We start from the raw sequence: 23,279 nt of genomic DNA, 5'->3' as shown, positions 1-23,279 counted from the left end.
CCCCCCTACGCGCTTCGCGCGCCCCCTCAAGGGGGCGGCACTGGCGGACCGGCAAAGCCGGATCCGCTGTGCCCTGGGGGACTACCGGACTGGCGGGGGGCGGCGATTCTGCGTGTCCTGGTTGGCCTGTGGGAGGTGCCTTGCGTAAGCAAGGCGCCTCTTTTCTTTTCCGCCCTACCCCGCTCCATGCGGGCCACGCTTCGCGATGCCGCAGGCCGTGCCCCCGGGACGCGGCCGTGTTTAGAACCCAAGTTCTTGATGCACAATTCCATGAGTCCCATCAACACCCTAAAAACCATGGAGCCCATCTCCCGACAGCAATTGAACGCCGCCACCGCCGACGACCTGGCCGAGATCCTGCGCGGCCCGCGCGAGCGCGCCGCGGCGTGGGTACGGGCCGCGGCCGAGGGGGGCGTCGTCGAGGCCCAGGCAGTGTTCGGACAGATGCTGCTGGACGGCCAGGGCCTGCCCGTCGACCGGGAACAGGCCGTGTACTGGTTCAAGCGCGCCGCCGACGCCAACCACGCCATGGCCATGAACATGCTCGGCCAATGCCACCACCACGGCTGGGGCGTGCCGGCCAACCTCGTGCTGGCGACCTACTGGTACCGGCTGGCCGCGCAACAGGGGCTGGACTGGGGCATGTACAACTACGCCACCGCCCTGGCCCTGGGCGAAGGCGTCGCCGCCGACCGGCCGCAGGCGCTGGCCTGGTTCGAAAAGGCCGCGGCCCTGGGCCATGCGAAATCGATCAACATCATCGGCGGCTTCCATGAGGACGGCTGGGAAGTCCCGGTCGACAAACAGCAGGCCTTCGAACACTACCGCCGCGCGGCCCAGGGCGGCGACTTCCGCGGGCAGTTCAACTATGCGCGCCTCTTGATCGAGCGCGGCGACGTCGATGCCGCGCTGCCCTGGCTCGACCGCCTGCCCGAGACCGCCACCCCGGCCTTCCTGGCCAAGGCCCGGGCCTTCCTGGAACAGGCAGCCGATGCGCGCGTGCGCGCCAAGGCCGCCGAACTGGCCGCACCCCCCGCCACGCGAGGTCCCGCCGCATGATGGCTTGGGCCATGCGCGGGTTCACGCTCGGCGTGGCGCTCCTGGTGGCGCTGACCTCCTGGGCCCTGTCGGCCTGGCTGCCCTGGCCCGGCGCATTGCTGGCAGCGCTCTTGCTGGCCGTCGTCATCCACGCGGCGGTCGTCGCCCTGGGCTTCGCGCTGGCCAGGCTGCTGACCGACCGCGGCGGCCCCGCCGGCCCGCCCGGCTGGCTGGCCGCCATGCCCAAGGAAATCTACCTTTCCCTGCGCAACATGTACCTCGACATCCCGTGGCGGCACCGCTGGCCCATACGCATGCCGGCCCGCGCGCGGGGCGCCGTGCTGCTGGTGCACGGCTACGGCTGCAACCGTGGCATCTGGCGCGACTTCGACACCTGGCTGGCCGCGCGGGGCTGGATCGTCGCCGCGCTGGATCTGGAGCCCCCTCGGGCCGACATAGACGGGTTCGGCGCGCAGGTGGCCGCCGAGGCCGCCGCCCTGGCGCTGCGCACGGGCCACCCGCGCGTGACCGTGATCGCCCACAGCATGGGCGGCCTGGCGACGCGGGCCGCGCTGCGCATGGCGCCCGGGGCGCCCATCGGCCACGTCATCACGCTGGGCACGCCGCACCGGGGCACCTGGCACGCGCGCTTCGGCCGTGGGGAATGCGCGGCCCAGATGCTGCCCGACAGCCCCTGGCTGTGCGACTTGCAGACCGCCGAGACCCCGGCCGTGGCCAGCCGGTGCATCTGCATCGCCTCGCACCACGACAACATCGTCTGCCCCGTCGATCGCGCCCTGCTGCCGGGCGCCGCGGCCAGCCTCGTGGTCGCCCGCGTGGGGCACATGGCCCTGGCGCACGACGCCGGCGTGCGGGCCTTCATCGAAGAACGCCTGGCGGCCCTGCACGCCCCGGAAGCGGTGGAAAGCGACGCGGCCTGACAACGGTCCGGCACCGTCACAAACACGTCATCGCGCCATGTTTCCATTCATTCCATGGAAACATCCTCCCGGCCAGCGTGACGACATCGCTCCCCACTCAATGGCGCACCATCTGGATCTCGGATCTGCATCTGGGAACCTCTGGCTGCAACGCCAGCCACCTGCTGGACTTCCTCAAGCACAACGAGGCCGAGACCCTTTACCTCGTCGGCGACATCATCGACGGCTGGCAACTACGCAAGAGCTGGACCTGGCCCCAGGCCCACAACGACGTGGTGCAGAAGGTGTTGCGCAAGGCGCGCAAGGGCACGCGCGTCGTCTTCATTCCGGGCAACCACGATGAGTTCGCCCGCCAGTTCATCGGCTACGCCTTCGGCGACATCCAGGTCCAGGAAGACGCGGTCCACGTCACGGCCGACGGCAAGCGCCTGTGGGTCACCCACGGCGACCAGTTCGACGGCGTGATCCAGCACAGCAAGTGGCTGGCCCACCTGGGCGATACGCTGTACACCTTCGCGCTCTGGCTGAACCTGCACTTCAACCGGATACGCCGCCGCATGGGGCTGCATTACTGGTCGCTGTCGCAGTACCTGAAGCACAAGGTGAAGAACGCGGTGTCCTTCATCACCAACTTCGAGGAAGTGCTGGTCAACGAGGCCAGGCGCCAGGGTTACGACGGCGTCGTGTGCGGCCACATCCACAAGCCGGAAATCCGGCACGTGGATGGGGTGTTGTATTGCAATGACGGGGACTGGGTGGAAAGCCTGTCGGCCCTGGTCGAGGACGAGCATGGGCAGTTGCAACTGGTGTACTGGACCCACCTGACCGACGCGGGCGAACCGGCGGCGGTCAAGTCCAAGCGGCGCCGGCCGCTGGAACTGCCCGCCCTGCCCTCGGCGCTGGCGCCCCGGCCGGCCCCCCAGCCGGCCCGCGAAAGCTCGCGGACCGAAACGGCCGACGTCTGATCCGCCCGGGGCGGGAGGATCAGCGCCGGCGTCCCAGCACGATCACCGCGGCGCCGACCACGATGGCGGCCACGCCGGCCCAGGTGGGAATGGGAACGGTCTTGCGCGTATCGGCCGTGGCTTCGACCGGCCCGACCTTGAGCAGCGTTTCCTCGGACGTATACGAAAAACTCTTGTATCCCAGCGCGACCGCGCCCAGCACGATCAGCAGCAGGCCGACGATGACGGATGCCTTCATATCTCCCCCTTCGGTGATGTGACGGCATCAAGATAACCGATGCCCGGCCCCCACGGTGGAGCGGCTAGCAATTCCTTACCTCTGGCACTGCCCTTGTCGATATGGCGGCTATTCGCCCCGCATCGGTGCAAAACTTTTATAATTAGTAATCGTTTTCATTTTCTTCTACCGAACGAGCCCATGGCTATCCGCCTCTCCGAGCTACCTTACGGCCATGACGCCGCCGTCAACGCCGTCGAAGACGCCGCCCCGGCGGACCCCATCGCCGTCCGCCTGCGCGACCTCGGATTCGTGGCGGGCGAACACGTGCGCATCGTGGCGCGCGGCCCCATCGGAGCCGACCCCCTGCTGATACAGATCGGTTTCACCCGCTTCGCCCTGCGCCGCTCCGAAGCCGCGCGGGTCCTGGTCGAACCGCTCGCTACCTGAATCCCGATGTCCACCACTACCTTGTCCAATCTGCGCGTTGCCCTGGTGGGCAACCCGAACTGCGGAAAGACCGCCCTGTTCAACCTGCTGACGGGCAGCCGCCAGAAGGTGGCCAACTATGCCGGCGTCACCGTCGAGCGCAAGGAGGGCCGGCTGGTCACGCCCTCGGGCCTGCAGGTCAGCGTGCTGGACCTTCCCGGCGCCTACAGCCTGCACGCCACGAGCCCGGACGAAGCCATCACCCGCGACGTCTGCATGGGCAACTTCGCCGGCGAACGCCGGCCGGACCTGCTGGTGGCCGTGGTGGACGCGACCAACCTGCGCCTGCACCTGCACTTCGTGCTGGAACTGCAGCGGCTGGGGCTGCCCATGGTCCTGGCGCTCAACATGGTGGACGCCGCCGCCAGGCGCGGCATCCGGATCGATCGCGACAAGCTCCAGCAGGCGCTGGGCATTCCCATCGTGGAAACCGTCGCGATCAAGCGCGACGGCGCGGCGCAGCTCCTGGCGCGCATCGACGGCGACATGCCCGCCGCGCCGCCGGCGCTGCCGGCCGATGCCGACCTGCACCAGGCGGTCAACGGGCTGCTGCGCGAGGCCGTGTCCATGCCGCGGCGCACCGCCGCCATCGACGACGCCATCGACCGCTGGGTCCTGCACCCCGTGCTGGGACTCGTCACGCTGGCCGTCGTCATGTTCCTGATGTTCCAGGCCGTGTTCTCGTGGGCCGAGCCGCTCATGGACCTGATCGAGACCTCGGTCTCGTCCCTGGGCGCCTGGGTGGGCGCAACGCTGCCCGAAGGCATGCTCAACAGCCTGCTGGTCGACGGCATCATCGCCGGCGCCGGCAGCGTGCTGGTGTTCCTGCCGCAGATCCTGTTCCTGTTCTTCTTCATCCTGCTGCTGGAAGAATCGGGCTACCTGCCGCGCGCCGCCTTCCTGCTGGACCGCATGATGGTGGGCGCCGGCCTGACCGGGCGCTCGTTCATCCCGCTGCTGTCGAGCTTCGCCTGCGCGATTCCCGGCATCATGGCCACGCGTACCATCCAGGATCCGCGCGACCGGCTGGCCACCATCCTGGTCGCGCCGCTGATGACCTGCTCGGCGCGCCTGCCCGTCTACACGCTGCTGATCGGCGCCTTCATTCCCAGCCGGACGGTGCTGGGCATCTTCAACCTGCAGGGCGTCACGCTGTTCGCGCTGTACGTGGCCGGGATCGTCAGCGCGCTGGCGGTATCCTGGGTCATGAAGCTGCTGCGCCGGGATACGACCGAACATTCGCTGCTGCTGGAACTGCCCTCCTACCGCATCCCCAACCTGCGCGACGTGGCCACCGGCCTGGTCGAGCGGGCACGCATCTTCCTGGCGCGCGTGGGCGGCATCATCATGGCGCTGACCGTGCTGATCTGGTTCCTGTCCAGCTTCCCCGGCCCGCCCGAGGGGGCCACCGGGCCGGCCATCGAGTACAGCTTCGCCGGCCGCATCGGGGAAGCCCTGCAGACCGTGTTCGCCCCCATCGGCTTCAACTGGCAGATCTCCATCGCGCTGATCCCCGGCCTGGCCGCGCGCGAAGTCGCAGTGGGCGCGCTGGCCACGGTGTACGCGCTGTCGGCCGCCGACGACGAGGCGGCCTCGACCATGCTGACGCCGCTGATCGCCGCCCAATGGCCGCTGGCGACCGCGTTCTCGCTGCTGGCCTGGTTCATCTTCGCGCCGCAGTGCCTGTCGACGCTGGCCGTGATCCGGCGCGAAACGAATTCCTGGAAGGTGGTCGCGCTGACCGCGGGCTACCTGTTCGGGCTGGCTTACATCGCATCCTTCATCACCTACCAGGTGACGAGGATGCTGACCTGACACCCGGGAGGCTTGCATGAGCGCCTATTCCCTGTTCGAGTTCACCCTGGTGGCCCTGATCGTGGCCGCCTGCGCCATCCGGGCCTTCGGCCGGTTCGCGCCCAAGACCCGCATGCGCATGCAATCCTGGCTGGCGCGCCGCATGGATCGCCCGGGCCAGGCCGCCTGGCTGCGAACGCTGGGCAGGAAACTGGGCGCCGCCGCGCCCGACGCGGGATGCGGCAGCGGCTGCGGGACGTGCGGAACCTGCGGTCCCGGCGAAACCAAGACCGTCCAGGTCCACGCAAGAAAATAGAACGGCAACGGGGCTGGCCGTCAGCTCCGCGCGGCCTCGGGCGTCAGGTCGAACAGGCTCGTGGCCGTCAATTCCAGGACCTCTTTCCCGTCCTGGTTCAGCAGGTGCCAGCGCCAGCGCAGCACGCCCAGCTCGGGCCGGCTACGCGAGGTCCGTACCTCCAGCACCTCGGCGCGCAAACGCAATTCGTCTCCCGACATGACCGGATGGGGCCAGCGCACCTGCTCCACGCCTGGCGACGCGAACGACTCGGAGTCGTGCAGCACCGCCCTGACGGCCAGTTCCATCGCGATGCCGCAGGTCTGCCATCCACTGGCGATCAGCGCGCCGAACCGCCCCTGGCCCGCGGCCTTGCCGTCCACGTGGAACCACTGCGGATCGTAGCTGCGCGCGAAGGCCAGCATCTCCGCTTCTTCGATCCGCCGGGGGCCGGCCTCGATGATCATGCCCGGGTGGAAATCGGCAAACCTCATTGCGTCGTTCTCCTTGTTGTTGACGCCCTGCTCCAGCCGCCGCTCATGCGCCGAAACGCGGCGGACGCTTCTCGGCCAAGGCCGCCAACCCTTCGCGCGCATCGGCCCCCGCGAACCCCATGATCTCCATCGCCAGGGAATGCTCGAAGGCCGGCCAGGCGGCGCGCAGCCAGTGGTTCAGGCTGCGCTTGGTCCAGGCCAGCGCGGTCGGGCTGCCCGCCGCGAGCTGCCCGGCGATGCCCCGCGCCGTGGGCAGCAGTTCGGCATCGTCCACGCACAGGCTGACCAGCCCGATGCGCTCGGCCGCCTCGCCGTCCAGGGGCGCGCAGGTCAGCAGATGGTACTTGGCCTTGGCCATGCCGCAAAGCAGCGGCCAGACGATGGCCGCATGGTCGCCCGCGGCCACGCCCAGCTTGGTATGGCCATCGATCAGCTTGGCCTTCCTGGCCGCGACCGACACGTCGGCCAGCAGGGCCAGCACCGCGCCCGCCCCCACCGCCGCGCCATTGATGGCGGACACCACCGGCAGGTCGCAGTCGATCATGCCCTGGACGATGTCGCGCGCTTCGCGCATGACGCGCAGCCGGTCGCCCTCGCGCTCCAGCATGCCCTGCACCAGGTCCATGTGGCCGCCGGCGCAGAAGCCCTTGCCCTCGCTGCGCACCAGGACACAGCGCACGCCCGGTTCGCGCGCCAGGCGCGGCCAGATGACGGCGAGTTCGGCATGGCCGTCGGCGCCCAGCGCCGGCATGCCGCCCGCCGGACCCAGCACGAGTTCGGCCACGCCATCGTCGCCGAGGTCGACGCGGAAATCCCGGGTATCCACCGGTAGGGAACGAGTCATCGCGGCTCTCCTGCGCAGGACTATTGACGGATCCAGGCCGCGGGCCGCTTGGCCAGAAAGGCGGCGAAGCCCTCGCGCGCCTCGTCGGTGCCGCGCACACGGCTGATCGTGCGGGCGGTCAACTCGCGCACTTCGGCAGTGACGGGGCCGGCTTCCAGCAGCCCGAACAGGGCCTTGATCTCGGCCAGCGCCTGCGGACCGTTGGCCAGCAATTCGGCCGCGATCGCCTCGACCGCGGCATCCAGGTCGGCGACGTCGACCACCTGCTGCACCATACCCATCTGCAGCGCCGCCTGCGCATCGATGCGCGAGGCGGTCAGCGCCAGGCGCAGCGCATGGCGCTTGCCCACGGCATTGACCAGATAGGGACTGATGACGGCGGGCAGGATGCCGAAGCGGGCCTCGCTGGCGGCGAACCGGGCATCGCTGCTGGCCACGGCCATGTCGCACGCGCAGGCCAGCCCCACCCCGCCGCCCAGCGCCACGCCGTGGACGCGGGCGATCGTCGGTTTGGGACAGGACGCGATGGCATCGAGCATGGCGGCGAAACGCCGCGCGTCCTCCAGGTTCCATTCCACGCTGGCCTGGCTGGCGCGCTGCATCCATTGCAGGTCCGCGCCCGCGCTGAAGGCCTTGCCCTCCCCCGAAAGCACGATCACCCGCGCGGCCTCGTCCCGGCCCAACTCGGCGAAGACCGTGGCCAGTTCTTCGATCATCCGTTCGTCGAAGGCGTTGAAGACCTCGGGCCGCGCCATGCGCACGTCGACCACGCCCGATTCGGTTCTGGTTATACGCAATGTTTCCATAGCGGCCATCAATAGGTTTCCAGGTGCAGGCGGCCTTCGCGCTTGAGCGAGCCCGAGATGGCCTCCCAGTTCAGTCCGGCCTGCAAGGCCACGTCGCGCAAGGCGATGACCACGCCCTCTTCCATGCTCTTGAGCCCGCAGACATAGAAGTGCGTATTGGCATCCTGCAACAACCCGGCCAGGTCGGCGGCGCGCTCGCGCATCAGGTCCTGGACATAGCGCTTGGGCGCGCCCGGCGCGCGCGAGAACGCCAGATTGATGTCGATGAAGTCCTTGGGAAGGCTCATCAGGGGACCGAAGTAAGGCAGCTCTTCCTTGGTGCGGGCGCCGAAGAACAGCATCAGCTTGCCGCTTTCGAACCGCCCCTTGCCGCGCAGCCGGCGCCGCCATTCGGTCATCGCCCGCATGGGCGCGCTGCCCGTTCCGGTACAGATCATGACGATGTGCGAGCGCGGATGATTGGGCATCAGGAACGAGGCGCCGAAGGGCCCGATGACCTGGACCTTGTCTCCGACCTTCAGGTCGCACACATAGTTCGAACAGAGGCCCTGCACCGGATTGCCCTGGTGGTCCGCCGTCACGCGCTTGACCGTCAACGAGACGTTGTTGTAGCCGGGCCGCTCGCCGTTGCGGGGGCTGGCGATGGAGTACTGGCGCGCATGGTGGGCCTTGCCCTGGGCATCGGCCCCGGGCGGCACGATGCCGATGGACTGGCCTTCCAGCACCGGAAATGGCAGCGAGCCGAAATCCAGCACGATGTGATGGGTCTCGTTCTGCGTGCCCGGCTCGTTGACGCGCACGTTGCCGACCACGGTAGCCGCGATCGGATTGCGCGGGCCATACAGGTTGGTATAGGCATGGGCGGCCGACCACGGCGGCGTGGTGGCGCCATAGGCGCCCGAATTGAACGCCGCCTCGTCGGCGCCGGAGGCGGCCGGCTGCGGCGCCGCGTCCTGGACGGCCTCTTCCTCGACCGCTTCGGCGCCCGCCGCCGCCAACTGGTCGGGGGTCAGTTCCCCGGGAAGCTCATCCCAGGTGAACTGGTCCTCGATGCTGTAGGCGGCGGATTTGGGAACGGAACGCCAGTTGTCGATCGCCCCCGTGGGGCAAGGCGGCACACAGGCCATGCAACCGTTGCACACGTCGGCCCGCACGACGTAGTTGTTGTCGTCGTGCGTGATGGCGTCGACGGGGCACGTCGCTTCGCAGGTGTTGCAGCGTATGCAGATTTCCGGGTCGATCAGGTGCTGCTTGATGACGACCGTCTGGACTGGCGTATCCATGATGAGGGCTTGCTCAGTTGAACCGGATGTACTCGAAATCCACCGGCTGGCGATTGATGCCCATGACCGGAGGCGCGATCCAGTTGGCGAACTTGCCGGGCTCGACCACGCGCCCCATCAGCGAGGCGACGAAGGCGCGATCTTCCGGCGTGGCCAGCCACTGGTCCTTCCTGGCGTCCCATTCGGCCTGCGACACGACCTGCCCCTCGGGCGAGATGCGCACACCCGACAGCGAACCGATCTGGCGGTTGAAGGCCTTGTGCGGCACGGTCAGCCGCACGGGCAGGCCGGCCTTCTCGATCACCTTGTTCCAGCGTCCCACGCCCGCCATCGAGTCCTTGATGTAGTCGTCGCGCAGGACTTCGTTCAAGCCGTTCAGCATGGGAACGTCCTTCTCGACCAGCTTGCCGTCGCGCACTTCCAGCACCTTGTAGTTCTCGTTGCGCAGCTTGTGGTCGTCGGTGCGCTTGCCTTCCTCGTAGCGCCCCTTCAGGCCGGAACTGTAGAAGGCCGCGGCGTTGGACGACTCGTCGGCGCCGAACAGGTCGATCGTCACGCTGTAGTGGAAATTCAGGTAGCGCTGGATGGTGCCGAAGTCGATCACGCCGGCCGCGCGGATGCGGGCGGGGTCATCGGTCTTGAGCTGGTTCATGACCTCGCAGGTGCGCTGGATCACGCGCGAGACGCCCGACTCGCCCACGAACATGTGGTGCGCTTCCTCGGTCAGCATGAACTTGGTCGTGCGGGCCAGCGGATCGAAGCCCGACTCGGCCAGCGCGCTGAGCTGGAACTTGCCGTCGCGGTCGGTGAAATACGTGAACATGAAGAAGGACAGCCAGTCCGGGGTGCGCTCGTTGAAGGCGCCCAGGATGCGGGGATTGTCCTGGTCGCCCGAGCGGCGGTCCAGCAGCGCCTCGGCCTCCTCGCGGCCGTCGCGGCCGAAGTAGCGGTGCAGCAGGTAGACCATGGCCCACAGGTGGCGGCCTTCCTCGACGTTGACCTGGAACAGGTTGCGCAGGTCGTACATGGACGGCGCGGTCAGGCCCAGGTGACGCTGCTGCTCGACCGAGGCCGGCTCGGTGTCGCCCTGCGTGACGATGATGCGGCGCAGGTTGGCGCGATGCTCGCCCGGCACGTCCTGCCACGCGGCCTCGCCCATGTGGTCGCCGAAGTGGATCTTGCGCTCCTTCTCGGCCGGGTTCAGGAAGATGCCCCAGCGGTAGTCCGGCATCTTCACGTGGCCGAACTGGGCCCACCCCTGCGGATCGACGCTGATGGCGGTGCGCAGGTAGACGTCGTAGTTCGTGCTTCCTTCCGGCCCCACGTCGCCCCACCAGCTCAGGAAGTTCGGCTGCCATTGCTCCAGCGCGCGCTGCAGCGTGCGGTCCTCCGACAGATTGACGTTGTTGGGAATCTTCTCGCTGTAGTTGATGCTGGACATGTCTCGACTCCGTTGGTCCGGACTGCGGGATGGTTACACTCGGTTCAGATCGAAGGCCGCTTTCTCGCCCTTGCCGTACACCTTCAGGGCACCCTTTTCCCCCACCGCGTTCGGCCGGTTGAAGATCCAGTTCTGCCATGCGCTCAGGCGGCCGAAGATCCGGGTTTCCATGGTTTCCTGGCTGGCGAAGCGCAGGTTGGCCTCCAGCCCGGTCAGCGCGTCCGGCGACATGGCGGCGCGCTCTTCGATGGCGATGCGGATCTCGTCGGCCCAGTCGATGTCGTCCGGCGCCGCGGTCACCAGGCCCAGGGCATGGGCGGCGTCCGCGTCCAGCGCCTGGCCGATCCGGGCACGCGCGGCGGCGAGCGGTTCGGCCTCTTCGTAGAACCGGCGGGCCAGGCGCGACTGGCCGTTGACCATCGGGTAAGTACCGAAATTCAGTTCCGACAGCGTCAGCTTCGGCGCGCGTCCGGGCTCGTCGGGCAGCGCCAGCATGTAGGCGCGGTCGGCGGCGAAGGCCAGTTCGGCCAGCGTGCCGGCAAAGCACGAGTCCGGCTCGATCAGCGCGAACAGCGAACGCGACGAGACGTCCAGCCGCGCCAGCGTGCGGCGCAGAAGGCCCGTGACCTCGCGCACGAACCAGTGGCCGGCGTGGCGCCGCAGGGTGGCATCGCAGGCCAGCACCCCGGCGGCATCGCCCTGGGTCTTGAGCAGCCAGGTGCCGATGTCCAGTTCGTTGGTGCGCATATGCAGGATGGCGTCATCCAGTTCGCGCGCCATCGCCATCGGCCACCATGCCGTGCCGGCCGCCACGATGCCGTCCACGTCCTCGGGCTGCGCGGTATCCGGCGCCTTCACGGTGAACACGGCGCTGCGGTTGGCGCGATCGATCCGCACGTCCACGTAGCGGTAGCGCAGCGCGTCGGCCTCTTCGGCGCGCTCGACGCGGACCAGGGCCACGCCCTGGGCGCCGGCCGGCCGGTCGCTCGCCTCGGCCAGGCGCTGCGCGCGCTCCTGCACCACTTGGGCGAACTGCGAGGGCTTGGGCGCACAGTCGACCAGCCGCCAGTCCACCGCGCGCTGGCCGCGCACGCCTTCGCTGGTCGTGCAGAAAATGTCCGCCAGATCATGGCGCACGTGGCGCTTGTCGGTAACGCGGGTCAGGCCGCCAGTGCCGGGCAGCACACCCAGCAGCGGCACCTCGGGCAGCGACACCGACGAGGACTTGTCGTCGATCAGCACCAGATCGTCGCAGGCCAGCGCCAGTTCATAGCCGCCGCCGGCGCAGGCGCCATTGATGGCGGCCAGGAACTTCAGCCCGGAATGGCGGCTGGAGTCCTCGATGCCGTTGCGGGTCTCGTTGGTGAACTTGCAGAAATTCACCTTCCAGGCATGGGTCGACAGCCCCAGCATGAAGATGTTGGCGCCGGAACAGAAGATCCGGTCCTTCAGGCTGGTGACCACCACCGTGCGCACTTCGGGATGCTCGAAGCGGATGCGGTTCAGGGCATCGTGCAGTTCGATGTCCACGCCCAGGTCATAGGAATTGAGCTTGAGCCGATACCCCGGCCGCAGCCCGCCATCCTCGGCGATATCCAGACCCAGCGTCGCCACCGGCCCCTCGAAACTCAGCTTCCAATGCCGGTATCGGGACGGATCCGTACGGTAGTCCACCTTTCCGGGAGCCTGATCGGCCTGAACGACATTGCTCATGACATCTCCTCGACGTTTATGCATCTTAGTGCATCAACTAGCAGTTGAATGAAAGATAGTTCATGCACCCAAGCGCGTCAAGCCTCCGCCAACTAGGATCAACCCTGACGAATCAGAACCCAAACCTCCCAAAATCCAGCCCCCGGCCCCAGGAAACCGCGGATCCGGCTCCGCCGGTCCGCCGGTTTCGCCCCTACGGGGCCCGGCGCCGGGCCGCCCCAAGGCGGGCCCCGGCCCCCTCGGGGGGCTGCCGCGTAGCGGCTGGGGGCTCACCACGCCGGGCGCGCGTCAGCGCGTAGGGGGGCCCTCCTACATACTCCAGTCCACCATCCCGGCCGCGTTGCGCACCAGCGAACGCAGGCCGGCGAACGCCTCTTCCAGCGAATGCCCGCTGGTGTTGTAGCGGGCGTCGGCCTTGGCATAGAACGCGGCCCGGCCAGCCAGGATGCGCTTGAGATCGTCCATGGCCTCGCGGCTGCCCGACATGGGGCGGAAGTCGCCCTGGGCCACGACCCGGCGCATGTGATCTTCGGGGTCGGCCTGCAGCCAGACCGTATAGCAATGCGACAACAGCAGGTTGAAGGTCGAGACGTCCGACACCAGGCCGCCCGGCGTGGCGATGACGACCTCGGGATGGATCTGCACCGTTTCCTCCAGCGCCCGCCGCTCGTAGCGGCGGTAAGCGTTGGCGCCGTACAGGGAATGGATCTCGACGATGCTGCAGCCGGCCACCTTTTCGATTTCCCGACTCAGTTCGATGAAGGTATAGCCCAGGTCATCGGCCAGCATCCGGCCCAGCGTGGACTTGCCCGCCCCCCGCAGCCCGACCAGGGCGATGCGGGACAGGCGGGAATGATTGTTCTCGCGCGAGCCGAACATTTCCGTCAACGTATTGCGGGCGCGATGCAGATCGGCCTCGGACCGCCCTTCGAGCAGCTCGCGGATCAGCAGCCATTCCGGACTGGTGGTGGTGACGTCGCCCAGGATCTCGGCCAGCGAGCACTGCAGCGCCTGGGAAACCTGCAGCAGGATCAGGATGGAGGCATTGCCCGTCCCCAGCTCCAGGTTGGCAAGATGCCGCTCCGAAATTCCGGCGGCCGAGGCCGTGGCCTTGCGGGTCAAGCCCCGGCGGGCCCGCAACGTCCGTATTCGTTCCCCCAGCGTCACCAGAAAAGGTTCCTTGGCCGGCGCGTCGTTGGCCGCGGCCTGCCCCGCTTCGGAAACCGCCTCTTCTTTCATCGGACCTCACCCGCAAGATGGTGCGCACCCCTGGGATTTACCCGCAGGATGCAGATTCTTTTTGACACGACCCAAGCAGGCCGCGTATTGTCTCGACACACAGACATGCACGATACTTCATGATCAAGCGTGTGGCGACATGAAGCCCAGTATGCCTGAGGAGACGAGTTCATGCGCGATTCATTTGAATCCCTGGTAAAGACGATAACGCAGTCCATAGCCGGACGCCCCGTGGACGCCGCGCTCGAGGACTACCTCAACCGCCGCCACGGCCCGGATTCGGACTGGTTCCGCGACATGACCCGCGCCTGTGAAGCCGGCGTGGACGAGGGCTGGCTGTGCAACCGCGAAGCCGGCGGCGTGCGCTACGGACGCGTGGTCAAGCCCGGCCCCGACTCCGCCGGCTTCTCGGTGGACGTGGTCGACATGACCGACCTGGCCGGCCCGCACCACGTCCATCCCAACGGCGAAATCGACATGGTCATGCCCCGGACGGCCGGCGCCCGCTTCGACGGCACGCCGGCGGGCTGGAAGGTCTACCCGCCCCGAAGCGCCCATCGCCCCACCGTCGCGGGCGGCCGCGCGCTGGTCCTGTACCTGCTGCCCGACGGCGCCATCGAGTTCACCAAACCATGACCGAACTGCTCCCCAACCATCTGGCGGGCCGCTGGCAAACCGGCGGCGGCCCCGGCACGCCGCTCCTCGATCCCGTGCTGGGCACGGAGCTGGTCCGCGTATCGAACGCGGGGCTGGACCTGGAGGCTGGCTATGCCTATGCCCGCGACGAAGGCGGCCCGGCGCTGCGCGCGCTGACCTACGCGCAGCGCGCCGGCCTGCTGTCGGCGATCGTGGACGTGCTCAAGGCCAACCGCGACCGCTATTTCGACATCGCGCTGGCCAACTCCGGCACCACGAAGCAGGACTCCGCGGTCGACATCGACGGCGCCATCTTCACGCTGGGCCAGTACGCCCGCTGGGGCGCGTCGCTGGGCGCCGCGCGCTGGCTGCCGGACGGCGAAACCGTCCCCCTGGCCAAGGACGGCGCATTCCTCAGCCGCCACGTGCAGGTACCGACGCGCGGCCTTGCCCTGTTCATCAACGCCTTCAATTTCCCCGCCTGGGGATTGTGGGAAAAAGCCGCCCCCGCGCTGCTCTCGGGCGTCCCGGTGGTGGCCAAGCCGGCCACCGCCACCGCGTGGCTGACGCTGGCGATGGTCGCCGACGTGATCGCCGCGGGCATCCTGCCGGCAGGCGCCCTGTCCGTCGTCTGCGGCAGCGCGCAAGGATTGTTGTCGCCCCTGCGGCCCTTCGACGTGGTGTCGTTCACCGGCTCGGCCGATACCGCCGCGGCCATCCGCTCGCACGACGCCGTCGTGCGCCGCTCGGTGCGCGTCAATATCGAGGCCGACAGCCTCAACAGCGCCCTGCTACTGCCCGATGCGCAGCCCGGCTCCGAAGCCTTCGACCTGCTGGTGCGCGAAGTGGTGCGCGAAATGACGGTCAAGTCGGGGCAGAAATGCACGGCCATCCGGCGCATATTCGTGCCCGCGTCCTGCTACGCGGCGGCCGGCGAGGCCATCGCCGCGAAGCTGTCCCGCATCACCGTGGGCAATCCGCGCAACGAAACGGTCCGCATGGGCGCGCTGGCCAGCCGCCAGCAATGGGAAAGCGTGCAGGCCGGCACCGCTGCCCTGCGCCGCCACGCCGACGTGCTGCACGACGGCTCGGCGGTCCCGCTGGTGGATGCCGATCCGTCCGTGGCGGCCTGTATCGGCCCCACGCTGCTGGGTGCCGCCCGCCGCGAGGCCGCCTGCATCGTGCACGACACCGAGGTATTCGGTCCGGTGGCCACGCTGCTGCCCTATGAAGGCCTGCCCGACGCGCTGGACCAGATACGCCTGGGACAGGGATCGCTGGTGGCCTCGCTCTACACCGCCGACGCCGCGCTGGCCGCCGATGCCGCCCTGGCGCTGGCCGACAGCCACGGACGCCTGCACGTCGTCACGCCCGAAACCGCCGCCGTCCATACGGGCCACGGCAACGTCATGCCCATGTCGCTGCACGGCGGCCCGGGCAGGGCCGGCGGGGGCGAGGAACTGGGCGGCCTGCGGGCGCTGGGCTTCTACCATCGCCGTGCGGCCATCCAGGCCGCCGGCGCCGTGACGGATAGCCTGGACGGCGCCGCGCCGCAGCGGAGCGCCCCGGGACATTGACACAGGACACCGCCGGCGCCAGGCCCGACCAGAGGCCGCCGGCGGTTTCGCGCCTTACCGCATGAACGAGGAGACCATCATGCATGCCGATCGCTCCGCCCCGCCGCCGGAATTCAATTTCGCCGGCCACCTGCTGGCCATCAATGCCGAACGCGCCGCCAAGACAGCGTACATCGACGATCGCGGCGCGCTGACCTACGGCGCGCTGGACGAGAAAGTACGCCGTGCCGCCAACGCCCTGCTGGGACTGGGCATCCGGCCCGAGGACCGCGTCCTGCTGCTGATGAACGACTGCACCGACTGGCCCGTCACCTTCCTGGGCGCGCTGTATGCGGGCATCGTGCCGGTGGCGGTCAACACGCTGCTGACGCCCGCGGACTACGCCTACATGCTGGAACACAGCCGCGCCCGCGCCGCGCTGGTCTCGCGCGCCCTGCTGCCCAAGCTTTCGGCCGCGCTCGGCGCGTGCCGGCACGGCGTGCGCCACGTCGTCGTCTCGCGCGACGGCTCGGATGCCGAGGTGGGTGGGACGCTGGACTTCGACGACTGGCTGGCCGGGCACGAACCGCTTGCCACCTCCGCGCCCACGCTGGCCGACGAACCCGCGTTCTGGCTGTATTCGTCCGGCTCCACCGGCAAGCCCAAGGGCACGGTGCACACCCACGGCAACCCCTACTGGACGGCTGAACTTTACGCCAAGCCCGTGCTGGGCATGCGCGAGGACGACATCGTGTTCTCGGCCGCCAAGCTGTTCTTCGCCTACGGCCTGGGCAATGCCCTGACCTTTCCGCTCAGCGTGGGCGCCTCGGTGGTCCTGATGGCCGAACGCCCCACGCCCGAGGCCTGTTTCGAGCGCCTGACCCGGCTGCGGCCGACCATCTTCTGCGGCGCGCCCACCGGCTATGCCGGCATGCTGGCCAGCGCCGCGCTGCCGCCGCGCGCCCAGGTCGCCCTGCGCCTGTGCTCGTCGGCCGGCGAGGCCCTGCCCCAGGACATAGGCGAACGCTTCACCTCGCATTTCGGCTGCGAGATCATCGACGGCATCGGCTCGACCGAGATGCTGCACATCTTCATTTCCAACCGGGCGGGCGACGTGCGCTACGGCACCACCGGCAAGCCGGTCGAGGGCTACGAGGTGGAACTGCGCGGCGAGGATGGCAAGCCGGTGGCCGCCGGCGAGATCGGCGACCTGTACATACGCGGCCCCAGCTCGGCGCTGATGTACTGGAACAACCGCGAGAAAAGCCGCGAAACCTTCCTGGGCGCCTGGACCAAAAGCGGCGACAAATACAGCTGCGACGCCGACGGCTACTACACCTACGCGGGCCGCAGCGACGATATGCTCAAGGTCAGCGGCCAGTACGTCTCGCCCTTCGAGGTCGAAGCCACCCTGGTGCAGCACCCGGCCGTGCTGGAAGCCGCCGTCATCGGCGTGGCCGATGCCGAAGGCCTGACCAAGACCAAGGCCTACGTGGTGCTCAAGCCCGGCCAGCAGGCCAGCGATGCGCTGGCGGCCGACCTGAAGGCATTCGTGAAGTCGCGCCTGGCGCCGCACAAGTATCCCCGCCAGATCGAATTCGTCGGCGACCTGCCCAAGACCGCCACCGGCAAGATCCAGCGCTTCCGCCTGCGCGAGCAGGAGGCCGCGTCGCAGGGAGCCCACGCATGAATTCGCGCGCGCCCCTGAATACCGCCCCACCCGGCATGGCCGAGGGACTGCCCGTGCGCTTCGCCGACGTCTCGTGGGACAGCATGCGGCACGACATCGAGTACGTGCTCGTTGCTCCCCAGCGCACCCGGCAGCCCCTGCTCGTGTTCCTGCACGAAGGCCTGGGATCGGTCACGATGTGGAAGGACTTCCCCTACGCGCTGTGCGAAGCCGCCGGCTGCCGCGGCCTGGTCCTGTCGCGCTGGGGCTATGGCCAGTCCAGCCCCCGCCCCGGACACGAGAAATGGCCGGTCGACTTCATGCACCGCCAGGCGCGCGATTTCCTGCCGGCCTTCTTCGAGGCGATCGGCCACGACACCCGGGCCGATCCGCCCTGGCTGTACGGCCACAGCGACGGCGGGTCGATCGCGCTGCTGCACGCGGCGGCCTGCCCCGGCCGCGTGGGCGGGCTGATCGTGGCCGCGCCCCACCTGTTCGTCGAGCCCGTCACGCTGGCCAGCATCCAGCAGGCGCGCGACGGCTACGTCACGACCGACCTGCGCAGCAAACTGGCGCGCTACCACGCCGACCCGGATTCGGCCTTCTGGGGCTGGAACGACGTCTGGCTGAACCCGGAATTCAAGCACTGGAACATCCAGGCGCTGCTGTCCGCCATACGCTGTCCGGTACTGGCGGTGCAGGGCCACGACGACGAGTACGGCTCCATGGCGCAGATAGACGGCATCGCCCAGGAGGTTCCCCAAGCCGAGCTGCTCAAGCTGGACGACTGCGGCCACTCGCCGCATCGCGACCAACCGGCCCGGCTGATCGAGGCAAGCGTGGCGTTCATGCGGCGCCACCGCACGTAGCACCCTGTCCGGCTTGCCGGACGCCCACGACGATGCGCATCCGCATGGCGCATCGGATTTTTCCACCAAGAACAGGGCCGCCGACCCCGCAGCATGGCCGCCCACCAGGAGACTCGCGATGAACGCTTCCAAACGCAAATTCACCGTCCTCGCCGCTGCCTTGATGGCCGCGTCGTGCCTGACGGTGCCCGCCGGCGCCCAGGCTCCCGCCAAGGTCAAGGTCGGCCTGATGCTGCCCTACACCGGGACCTACTCGGCCCTGGGCACCGCCATCGAGAACGGCTTCCGGCTGTACGTGCAGGAACAGGGCGGCAAGCTGGCCGGACGCGAGATCGAGTACTTCAAGGTGGACGACGAATCCGACCCGGCCAAGGGCTCGGACAACGCCAACAAGCTGGTCAAGCGCGACCAGGTCGACGTGCTGGTGGGCACCGTACATTCCGGCGTCGCGATGGCCATGGCCAAGGTCGCCAAGGACAACAAGACGCTGCTCATCATCCCCAATGCCGGCGCCGACGACGTCACGGGGCCGCTGTGCGCGCCCAACATCTTCCGCTCGTCGTTCAGCAACTGGCAGCCGGCCTACGCCATGGGGCTGGTCGCCGCCACCCAGCTCAAGCACAAGACCGCCGTCACCCTGAGCTGGAAGTACGCGGCGGGCGACGAGTCCACCAACGGCTTCAAGGAAGGCTTCGAATCCAAGGGCGGCAAGGTCGTCAAGCAATTGAACCTGCCCTTCCCCAACGTCGAGTTCCAGGCGCTGCTGACCGAGATCGCCGCACTCAAGCCGGACGCGGTCTATGTGTTCTTCGCGGGCGGCGGCGCGGTCAAGTTCGTCAAGGACTACGCGGCGGCGGGCTTGAAAGACAAGATTCCGCTGTACGGCGCCGGCTTCCTGACCGACGGCACGCTGGAGGCGCAGGGCGCCGCGGCCGACGGCCTGCTGACCACGCTGCACTACGCCGACGGCCTGACCCTGCCCAAGGACAAGGCCTTCCGCGCCGACTACGCCAAGACCTACAAGCTGCAGCCCGACGTCTATGCCGTACAGGGCTATGACGCCGCCCAGCTGCTGGCTGCCGGCCTGAAGGCCGCGGGCGGCGACATCAGCAAGCGCGACGCCGTCGTCAAGGGCATGGAACAGGCCAAGATCGACAGCCCGCGCGGCCCGTTCACGATGTCCAAGGCCCACAACCCGATTCAGGACATCTACCTGCGCAAGGTCGAGAACAAGACCAACCAACTAGTGAGCGTGGCGGTGAAGGCACTGGCCGATCCCGCCCGGGGCTGCAGGATGTAGCCCCCCCCTACGCGCTGACGCGCGCCCCCCAGGGGGCGATGCGGGTGGACCGGCAAAGCCGGATCCACCGCATCCTGGGTCTAGTACCGCTGTCTTGGGTTGTGGCGCTGGTGCTTCGCTGGCTGCCAGCGGTAGCATCAGCACAGCAACCAAGATACTTTTGCTAGACCCAGGAAACCGCGGATCTGGCTTTGCCAGTCCGCCAGTTTCGCCCCCTTGAGGGGGCGCCCGAAGGGCGTAGGGGGTGGGTTCTATACGGAGTGTGGGATGGATTTGACGACGTTTCTTATTCAGTGCCTGAACAGCGTGCAGTATGGGTTGCTGCTGTTCCTGATCGCCAGCGGGCTGACGCTGATCTTCGGGATCATGGGCGTGATCAACCTGGCGCATGGCAGTTTCTACATGATCGGCGCCTACATGGCGTTCTCGCTGTCGTCGCTGACCGGCAATTTCGTGCTGGCGCTGGTACTGGGCGTGGTGCTGGCGGTGGCGTTCGGGTATGTGCTGGAGTGGTGTTTCTTCAGTTTCCTGTATGAACGGGAACACCTGCAGCAGGTATTGATGACCTACGGGCTGATCCTGGTGTTCGAGGAAATGCGCAGCATCCTGGTGGGCGACGACGTCCATGGGGTGCCGGTGCCGGCCTGGCTGGAAGGCGGCATCGCCATCGGCAACGACATGACCTATCCGGTCTACCGGCTGTTCATCTCGGGCGTGTGCGTGCTGCTGGCCGTGGCGATGTACGTCGCGCTCAAGAAGACCCGGCTCGGCATGATGGTGCGCGCCGGGGCGACCAACCGCGAGATGGTGCAGTCGCTGGGCATCAACATCTCGCTGCTGTATCGCATCGTCTTCGCCGTGGGCGTGGCCATCGCGGTGCTGGCCGGCATGATCGCGGCGCCGGTGTCCTCGGTGTATCCGGGCATGGGCGGATCGGTGCTGATCATCTGTTTCGTGGTGGTGGTCATCGGCGGCATCGGCTCGATCAAGGGCGCGCTGGTCGCCTCGCTGCTGATCGGCTTCGTCGACACCTTCGGCAAGGTGTTCTGGCAACAGGCCGCCGGCGCGCTGATCTACGTGCTGATGGCCGCCATCCTGCTGTGGAAGCCCGAAGGCCTCTTCAAACAGGGCACTTGATTCCCCCTATTGGAACGTGGAATGAAAGCTTCTTCCCTTATTGCTTGGATCGTGGCGCTGGCGGTGCTGGCCTTGCTGCCGGTGCTGCCCGAGCCGATCGGCACGCCGTTCCACGTCGAGCTTGGCGCCAAGGTGCTGATCATGGCGATCTTCGCGCTGAGCCTGCAGTTGCTGGTGGGCTACACGGGGCTGGTCAGCCTGGGGCACGCGGCCTATTTCGGCGCGGCGGCGTACGCGGTGGCGATGTTCACGCCGCGCTACGAGGCCGGCAACGGCTGGCTGCTGCTGGTGGCGGCGGTGGGCTGCGCGGCCTTGCTGGCACTGGCGATCGGCCTCCTGGTGATGCGCACGCGCGGCATCTATTTCATCATGGTCACGCTGGCCTTCGGCCAACTGGTGTACTTCGTGTTCCACGACGTCGAGGCCTTCGGCGGCAGCGACGGAACCTACATCTACAACAAGCCGGCCTTCACACTGGCCGGCCGCAGCCTGGTCGACCTGGACCAGGCGCCGCAGTTCTACTGGTTCACGCTGGCGGGGCTGGCGCTGACGCTGGCCATGCTGGGCCTGGTGCTGCGTTCGCGCCTGGGCCACGCGCTGGTGGGCATCAAGCACAACGAACCGCGCATGCGGGCGGCCGGCTACAACACCCTTGCCTACAAGCTGGCCAGCTTCACCCTGGGCGGCGCGCTGGCGGGACTGGCGGGCTTCCTCTATGCCACGCAGCACGGCTACGTCAATCCGGAGCTGGTGTCCTGGCACCAGTCCGGCAACGCGCTGCTGATGATCATCCTGGGCGGGCTGGGCAGCCTGGCGGGCGCGGTGGTCGGCGCCTTCGCCTTCGTCCTGCTGGCCGAGTGGTTCCAGGATCTGACCAAGCACTGGCAGTTGCTGATGGGCGGCTTCATCATCCTGGCCGTCGCCTGGATGCCGCAGGGCCTGGCGGGCGGCTTCTCGCGCCTGCGCCTGCCGCGCCGCGGCCGCCCGCGGCCACTGACGCCGCCGGCCACGGCCGCCCGCGACGACACCTCCCCCACTCCCTCCCCGGCCACGGAACAGACGACATGACGGCAGTGCTCCAAGCCCAGGGCCTGAGCCGCCACTTCGGCGCGCTCAGGGCCATCGACAACGTTTCGCTGTCGCTCGCCCCCGACCGCATCCATGCCGTGATCGGCACCAACGGCGCGGGCAAGTCGACCCTCATCCACCTGCTGTCCGGCGAACTGCCGCCCACGGCCGGCCACGTCCGCCTGCATGGCCGCGACATCACCGGCTGGTCGCAGCCCCGCCGCGCGCAGGCCGGCATAGGCCGCAGCTACCAGCGCAACACCATCTTCCTGCCGCTGACGGTGCGCGAGAACTGCCGGCTGGCCGCGCAGGCGCGCACACAGCGCCCCTGGCAGTTCTGGCAATCCGCCCAGGGTTGCCGCGCCAGCGGCGAACGCGCCGACGAAGTCATGGAACGGGCGGGCCTGACCGCGGTGGCGGACATGACCGCCGCCAGCCTGTCGCACGGCCAGAAGCGCCAGCTGGAAGTGGCGATGTGCCTGGCGACCTCGCCCACCGTGCTGCTGCTGGACGAACCGCTGGCCGGCATGGGCGCGGAGGAATCCGAACGCATGCTGGAACTGCTGCGCCGGCTGCGGCAGGGCCATGCCATCCTGCTGGTCGAACACGACATGGACGCGGTGTTCGCGGTGGCGGACGACATCACCGTGATGGTCAACGGCAGTCCCATCGCCAGCGGCCTGCCGGCCGACGTGCGCAACAACCCGGACGTCCAGGAAGCCTACCTGGGCTCGGCCCACTGACCCCGGCGCCCGGAGAAAAGGAAGATAGATGGAAGCGCTCATCGACGCCAGCCAGGTGCACGCCTGGTACGGCAGCAGCCATATCCTGCACGGGGTGGATTTCCGCCTGGGACGCGGGGAAACCGTCGGACTGCTGGGACGCAACGGCATGGGGAAATCCACCCTGATCCGCACCCTGCTGGGCCACGTCAGACAACGCGACGGACGCATCTCGATAGGCGGGCGCGACCTGTCGCGCGGCAAACCCTACGAAGCCGCCAAGGCCGGCATCGCCTACGTGCCCGAGGGCCGGGGCATCTTCCCCAACCTGACCGTGAAGGAAAACCTGGTGATGGCGGCGCGGCGCGGCATCGACGGCCAGTCCGACTGGACACTGGAACGCGTGCTGGCCACCTTTCCCCGGCTGACCGAACGCATGGGCAACCTGGGCTGGCAGCTCTCGGGCGGCGAACAGCAGATGCTGTCCATCGGCCGCGCGCTGATGACCAACCCCAGCGCCGTCATCCTGGATGAAGCCACCGAAGGCCTGGCGCCGCTGATCGTGGCGGAGATCTGGCGGGTGATCGGCGACATCCGGCGCAGCGGCCTGGCCACCCTGGTGGTGGACCGCAACTACCGGATGGTCATGGCCAATTCCGACCGGCTGGTCGTGATGGAGAAAGGCCGCATGGTGCTGGAAGGCCAGGCCGGGGATCTCGCCCACCGGCCCGAGGCGCTCAGCCGCTACCTGGGGGTCTAGGCC

The 23,279-nt window shown here is 68.3% G+C and carries 22 protein-coding genes and 1 pseudogene; 15 read left to right on the top strand and 8 right to left on the bottom strand.

The features are described 5' to 3' along the window. The first annotated feature begins 297 nt into the window (after positions 1-297). The 3 genes from EV675_RS27380 (at position 298) to EV675_RS27370 (ending at position 2,944) form a co-directional block, all read left to right on the top strand. Positions 298-1,059: a tetratricopeptide repeat protein gene (locus EV675_RS27380; RefSeq protein ID WP_130361970.1), complete on the top strand. Its 762-nt coding sequence runs from the start codon at positions 298-300 to the stop codon at positions 1,057-1,059. Beyond that, positions 1,056-1,979, top strand: a complete 924-nt coding sequence (locus tag EV675_RS30140; protein WP_130361782.1) for an esterase/lipase family protein — start codon at positions 1,056-1,058, stop codon at positions 1,977-1,979. The genes EV675_RS27380 and EV675_RS30140 overlap by 4 nt, the downstream gene beginning before the upstream one ends. A 77-nt stretch (positions 1,980-2,056) precedes the next feature. Beyond that, positions 2,057-2,944, top strand: a complete 888-nt coding sequence (locus tag EV675_RS27370) for a UDP-2,3-diacylglucosamine diphosphatase (protein ID WP_242621612.1) — start codon at positions 2,057-2,059, stop codon at positions 2,942-2,944. 19 nt (positions 2,945-2,963) lie between these two features. Here the strand turns inward: EV675_RS27370 and EV675_RS27365 are convergent, their stop codons facing one another. Continuing rightward, positions 2,964-3,182: a hypothetical protein gene (locus EV675_RS27365; protein WP_130361780.1), complete on the bottom strand. Its 219-nt coding sequence runs from the start codon at positions 3,180-3,182 to the stop codon at positions 2,964-2,966. A gap of 186 nt (positions 3,183-3,368) precedes the next feature. Between EV675_RS27365 and EV675_RS27360 the strand changes: the two are divergent. From EV675_RS27360 to EV675_RS27350, 3 genes and pseudogenes are all read left to right on the top strand, one after another. Next, positions 3,369-3,596, top strand: a pseudogene (locus EV675_RS27360) (FeoA family protein); the annotation flags it as partial. Positions 3,597-3,617: 21 nt separating this feature from the next. Continuing rightward, on the top strand, positions 3,618-5,465 hold the full coding sequence (gene feoB, locus EV675_RS27355) for a ferrous iron transport protein B (protein WP_130361779.1): 1,848 nt from the start codon (positions 3,618-3,620) through the stop codon (positions 5,463-5,465). A 16-nt stretch (positions 5,466-5,481) separates the two neighbouring features. Continuing rightward, positions 5,482-5,760, top strand: a complete 279-nt coding sequence (locus EV675_RS27350; RefSeq protein WP_130361778.1) for a DUF6587 family protein — start codon at positions 5,482-5,484, stop codon at positions 5,758-5,760. A 20-nt stretch (positions 5,761-5,780) separates the two neighbouring features. On the opposite strand, the gene EV675_RS27345 is transcribed toward EV675_RS27350, so the two are convergent. The 7 genes from EV675_RS27345 to EV675_RS27315 all read right to left on the bottom strand — a co-directional run bounded on the left by EV675_RS27345 (position 5,781) and on the right by EV675_RS27315 (position 13,559). After that, complete coding sequence (locus tag EV675_RS27345) at positions 5,781-6,233, bottom strand: MaoC family dehydratase (RefSeq protein ID WP_130361777.1); 453 nt, start codon at positions 6,231-6,233, stop codon at positions 5,781-5,783. 43 nt (positions 6,234-6,276) lie between these two features. After that, positions 6,277-7,077, bottom strand: a complete 801-nt coding sequence (locus tag EV675_RS27340; RefSeq protein ID WP_130361776.1) for an enoyl-CoA hydratase/isomerase family protein — start codon at positions 7,075-7,077, stop codon at positions 6,277-6,279. Between the two features lie 20 nt (positions 7,078-7,097). After that, positions 7,098-7,883 carry an enoyl-CoA hydratase-related protein gene (locus tag EV675_RS27335; protein WP_130361775.1) on the bottom strand — a complete coding sequence of 262 codons (786 nt, stop codon included), beginning with the start codon at positions 7,881-7,883 and terminating at the stop codon, positions 7,098-7,100. 8 nt (positions 7,884-7,891) lie between these two features. Then, positions 7,892-9,166 (bottom strand): benzoyl-CoA 2,3-epoxidase subunit BoxA, encoded by a 1,275-nt coding sequence (boxA, locus tag EV675_RS27330; RefSeq protein ID WP_130361774.1) that lies wholly within the window; start codon positions 9,164-9,166, stop codon positions 7,892-7,894. Positions 9,167-9,179: 13 nt separating this feature from the next. After that, positions 9,180-10,607, bottom strand: coding sequence for a benzoyl-CoA 2,3-epoxidase subunit BoxB (boxB, locus tag EV675_RS27325; protein WP_130361773.1), 1,428 nt, complete (start codon positions 10,605-10,607; stop codon positions 9,180-9,182). Between the two features lie 33 nt (positions 10,608-10,640). Beyond that, complete coding sequence (gene boxC / locus EV675_RS27320) at positions 10,641-12,320, bottom strand: 2,3-epoxybenzoyl-CoA dihydrolase (RefSeq protein WP_130361772.1); 1,680 nt, start codon at positions 12,318-12,320, stop codon at positions 10,641-10,643. Between the two features lie 309 nt (positions 12,321-12,629). Then, a complete protein-coding gene (locus EV675_RS27315) occupies positions 12,630-13,559 on the bottom strand; it encodes a helix-turn-helix transcriptional regulator (RefSeq protein WP_130361771.1) in 930 nt (309 codons plus the stop codon). Between the two features lie 171 nt (positions 13,560-13,730). Here EV675_RS27315 and EV675_RS27310 point away from each other — a divergent pair, with 171 nt between their 5' ends. The 9 genes from EV675_RS27310 to EV675_RS27270 all read left to right on the top strand — a co-directional run bounded on the left by EV675_RS27310 (position 13,731) and on the right by EV675_RS27270 (position 23,276). Continuing rightward, entirely contained in the window at positions 13,731-14,195 is a 465-nt protein-coding gene (locus tag EV675_RS27310; RefSeq protein WP_130361770.1) for a 4-hydroxylaminobenzoate lyase, read from the top strand. Next, positions 14,192-15,772: a 3,4-dehydroadipyl-CoA semialdehyde dehydrogenase gene (locus EV675_RS27305; protein ID WP_130361769.1), complete on the top strand. Its 1,581-nt coding sequence runs from the start codon at positions 14,192-14,194 to the stop codon at positions 15,770-15,772. The genes EV675_RS27310 and EV675_RS27305 overlap by 4 nt, the downstream gene beginning before the upstream one ends. 79 nt (positions 15,773-15,851) lie before the next feature. Then, on the top strand, positions 15,852-17,441 hold the full coding sequence (locus EV675_RS27300; RefSeq protein WP_242621611.1) for a benzoate-CoA ligase family protein: 1,590 nt from the start codon (positions 15,852-15,854) through the stop codon (positions 17,439-17,441). Further along, the gene (locus EV675_RS27295; protein WP_423213249.1) at positions 17,438-18,289 is read left to right on the top strand and encodes an alpha/beta fold hydrolase; all 852 of its coding nucleotides are present in this window, start codon (positions 17,438-17,440) and stop codon (positions 18,287-18,289) included. The genes EV675_RS27300 and EV675_RS27295 overlap by 4 nt, the downstream gene beginning before the upstream one ends. Positions 18,290-18,407: 118 nt before the next feature. Beyond that, positions 18,408-19,589, top strand: a complete 1,182-nt coding sequence (locus tag EV675_RS27290) for an ABC transporter substrate-binding protein (RefSeq protein WP_130361767.1) — start codon at positions 18,408-18,410, stop codon at positions 19,587-19,589. A gap of 267 nt (positions 19,590-19,856) precedes the next feature. Beyond that, the gene (locus EV675_RS27285; protein ID WP_130361766.1) at positions 19,857-20,726 is read left to right on the top strand and encodes a branched-chain amino acid ABC transporter permease; all 870 of its coding nucleotides are present in this window, start codon (positions 19,857-19,859) and stop codon (positions 20,724-20,726) included. A gap of 21 nt (positions 20,727-20,747) precedes the next feature. After that, positions 20,748-21,794 carry a branched-chain amino acid ABC transporter permease gene (locus EV675_RS27280; RefSeq protein ID WP_130361765.1) on the top strand — a complete coding sequence of 349 codons (1,047 nt, stop codon included), beginning with the start codon at positions 20,748-20,750 and terminating at the stop codon, positions 21,792-21,794. Continuing rightward, complete coding sequence (locus EV675_RS27275) at positions 21,791-22,537, top strand: ABC transporter ATP-binding protein (RefSeq protein ID WP_130361764.1); 747 nt, start codon at positions 21,791-21,793, stop codon at positions 22,535-22,537. The genes EV675_RS27280 and EV675_RS27275 overlap by 4 nt, the downstream gene beginning before the upstream one ends. Before the next feature lie 28 nt (positions 22,538-22,565). After that, entirely contained in the window at positions 22,566-23,276 is a 711-nt protein-coding gene (locus EV675_RS27270) for an ABC transporter ATP-binding protein (protein ID WP_130361763.1), read from the top strand. Positions 23,277-23,279: the final 3 nt, after the last annotated feature.

The sequence above is a fragment of the Pigmentiphaga kullae genome (assembly GCF_004216695.1).
GTDB classification, from domain to species: domain Bacteria; phylum Pseudomonadota; class Gammaproteobacteria; order Burkholderiales; family Burkholderiaceae_B; genus Pigmentiphaga; species Pigmentiphaga kullae.
Note: the sequence above shows the minus strand (reverse complement) of the source record. Positions and strands in the feature narration are given on the sequence as shown.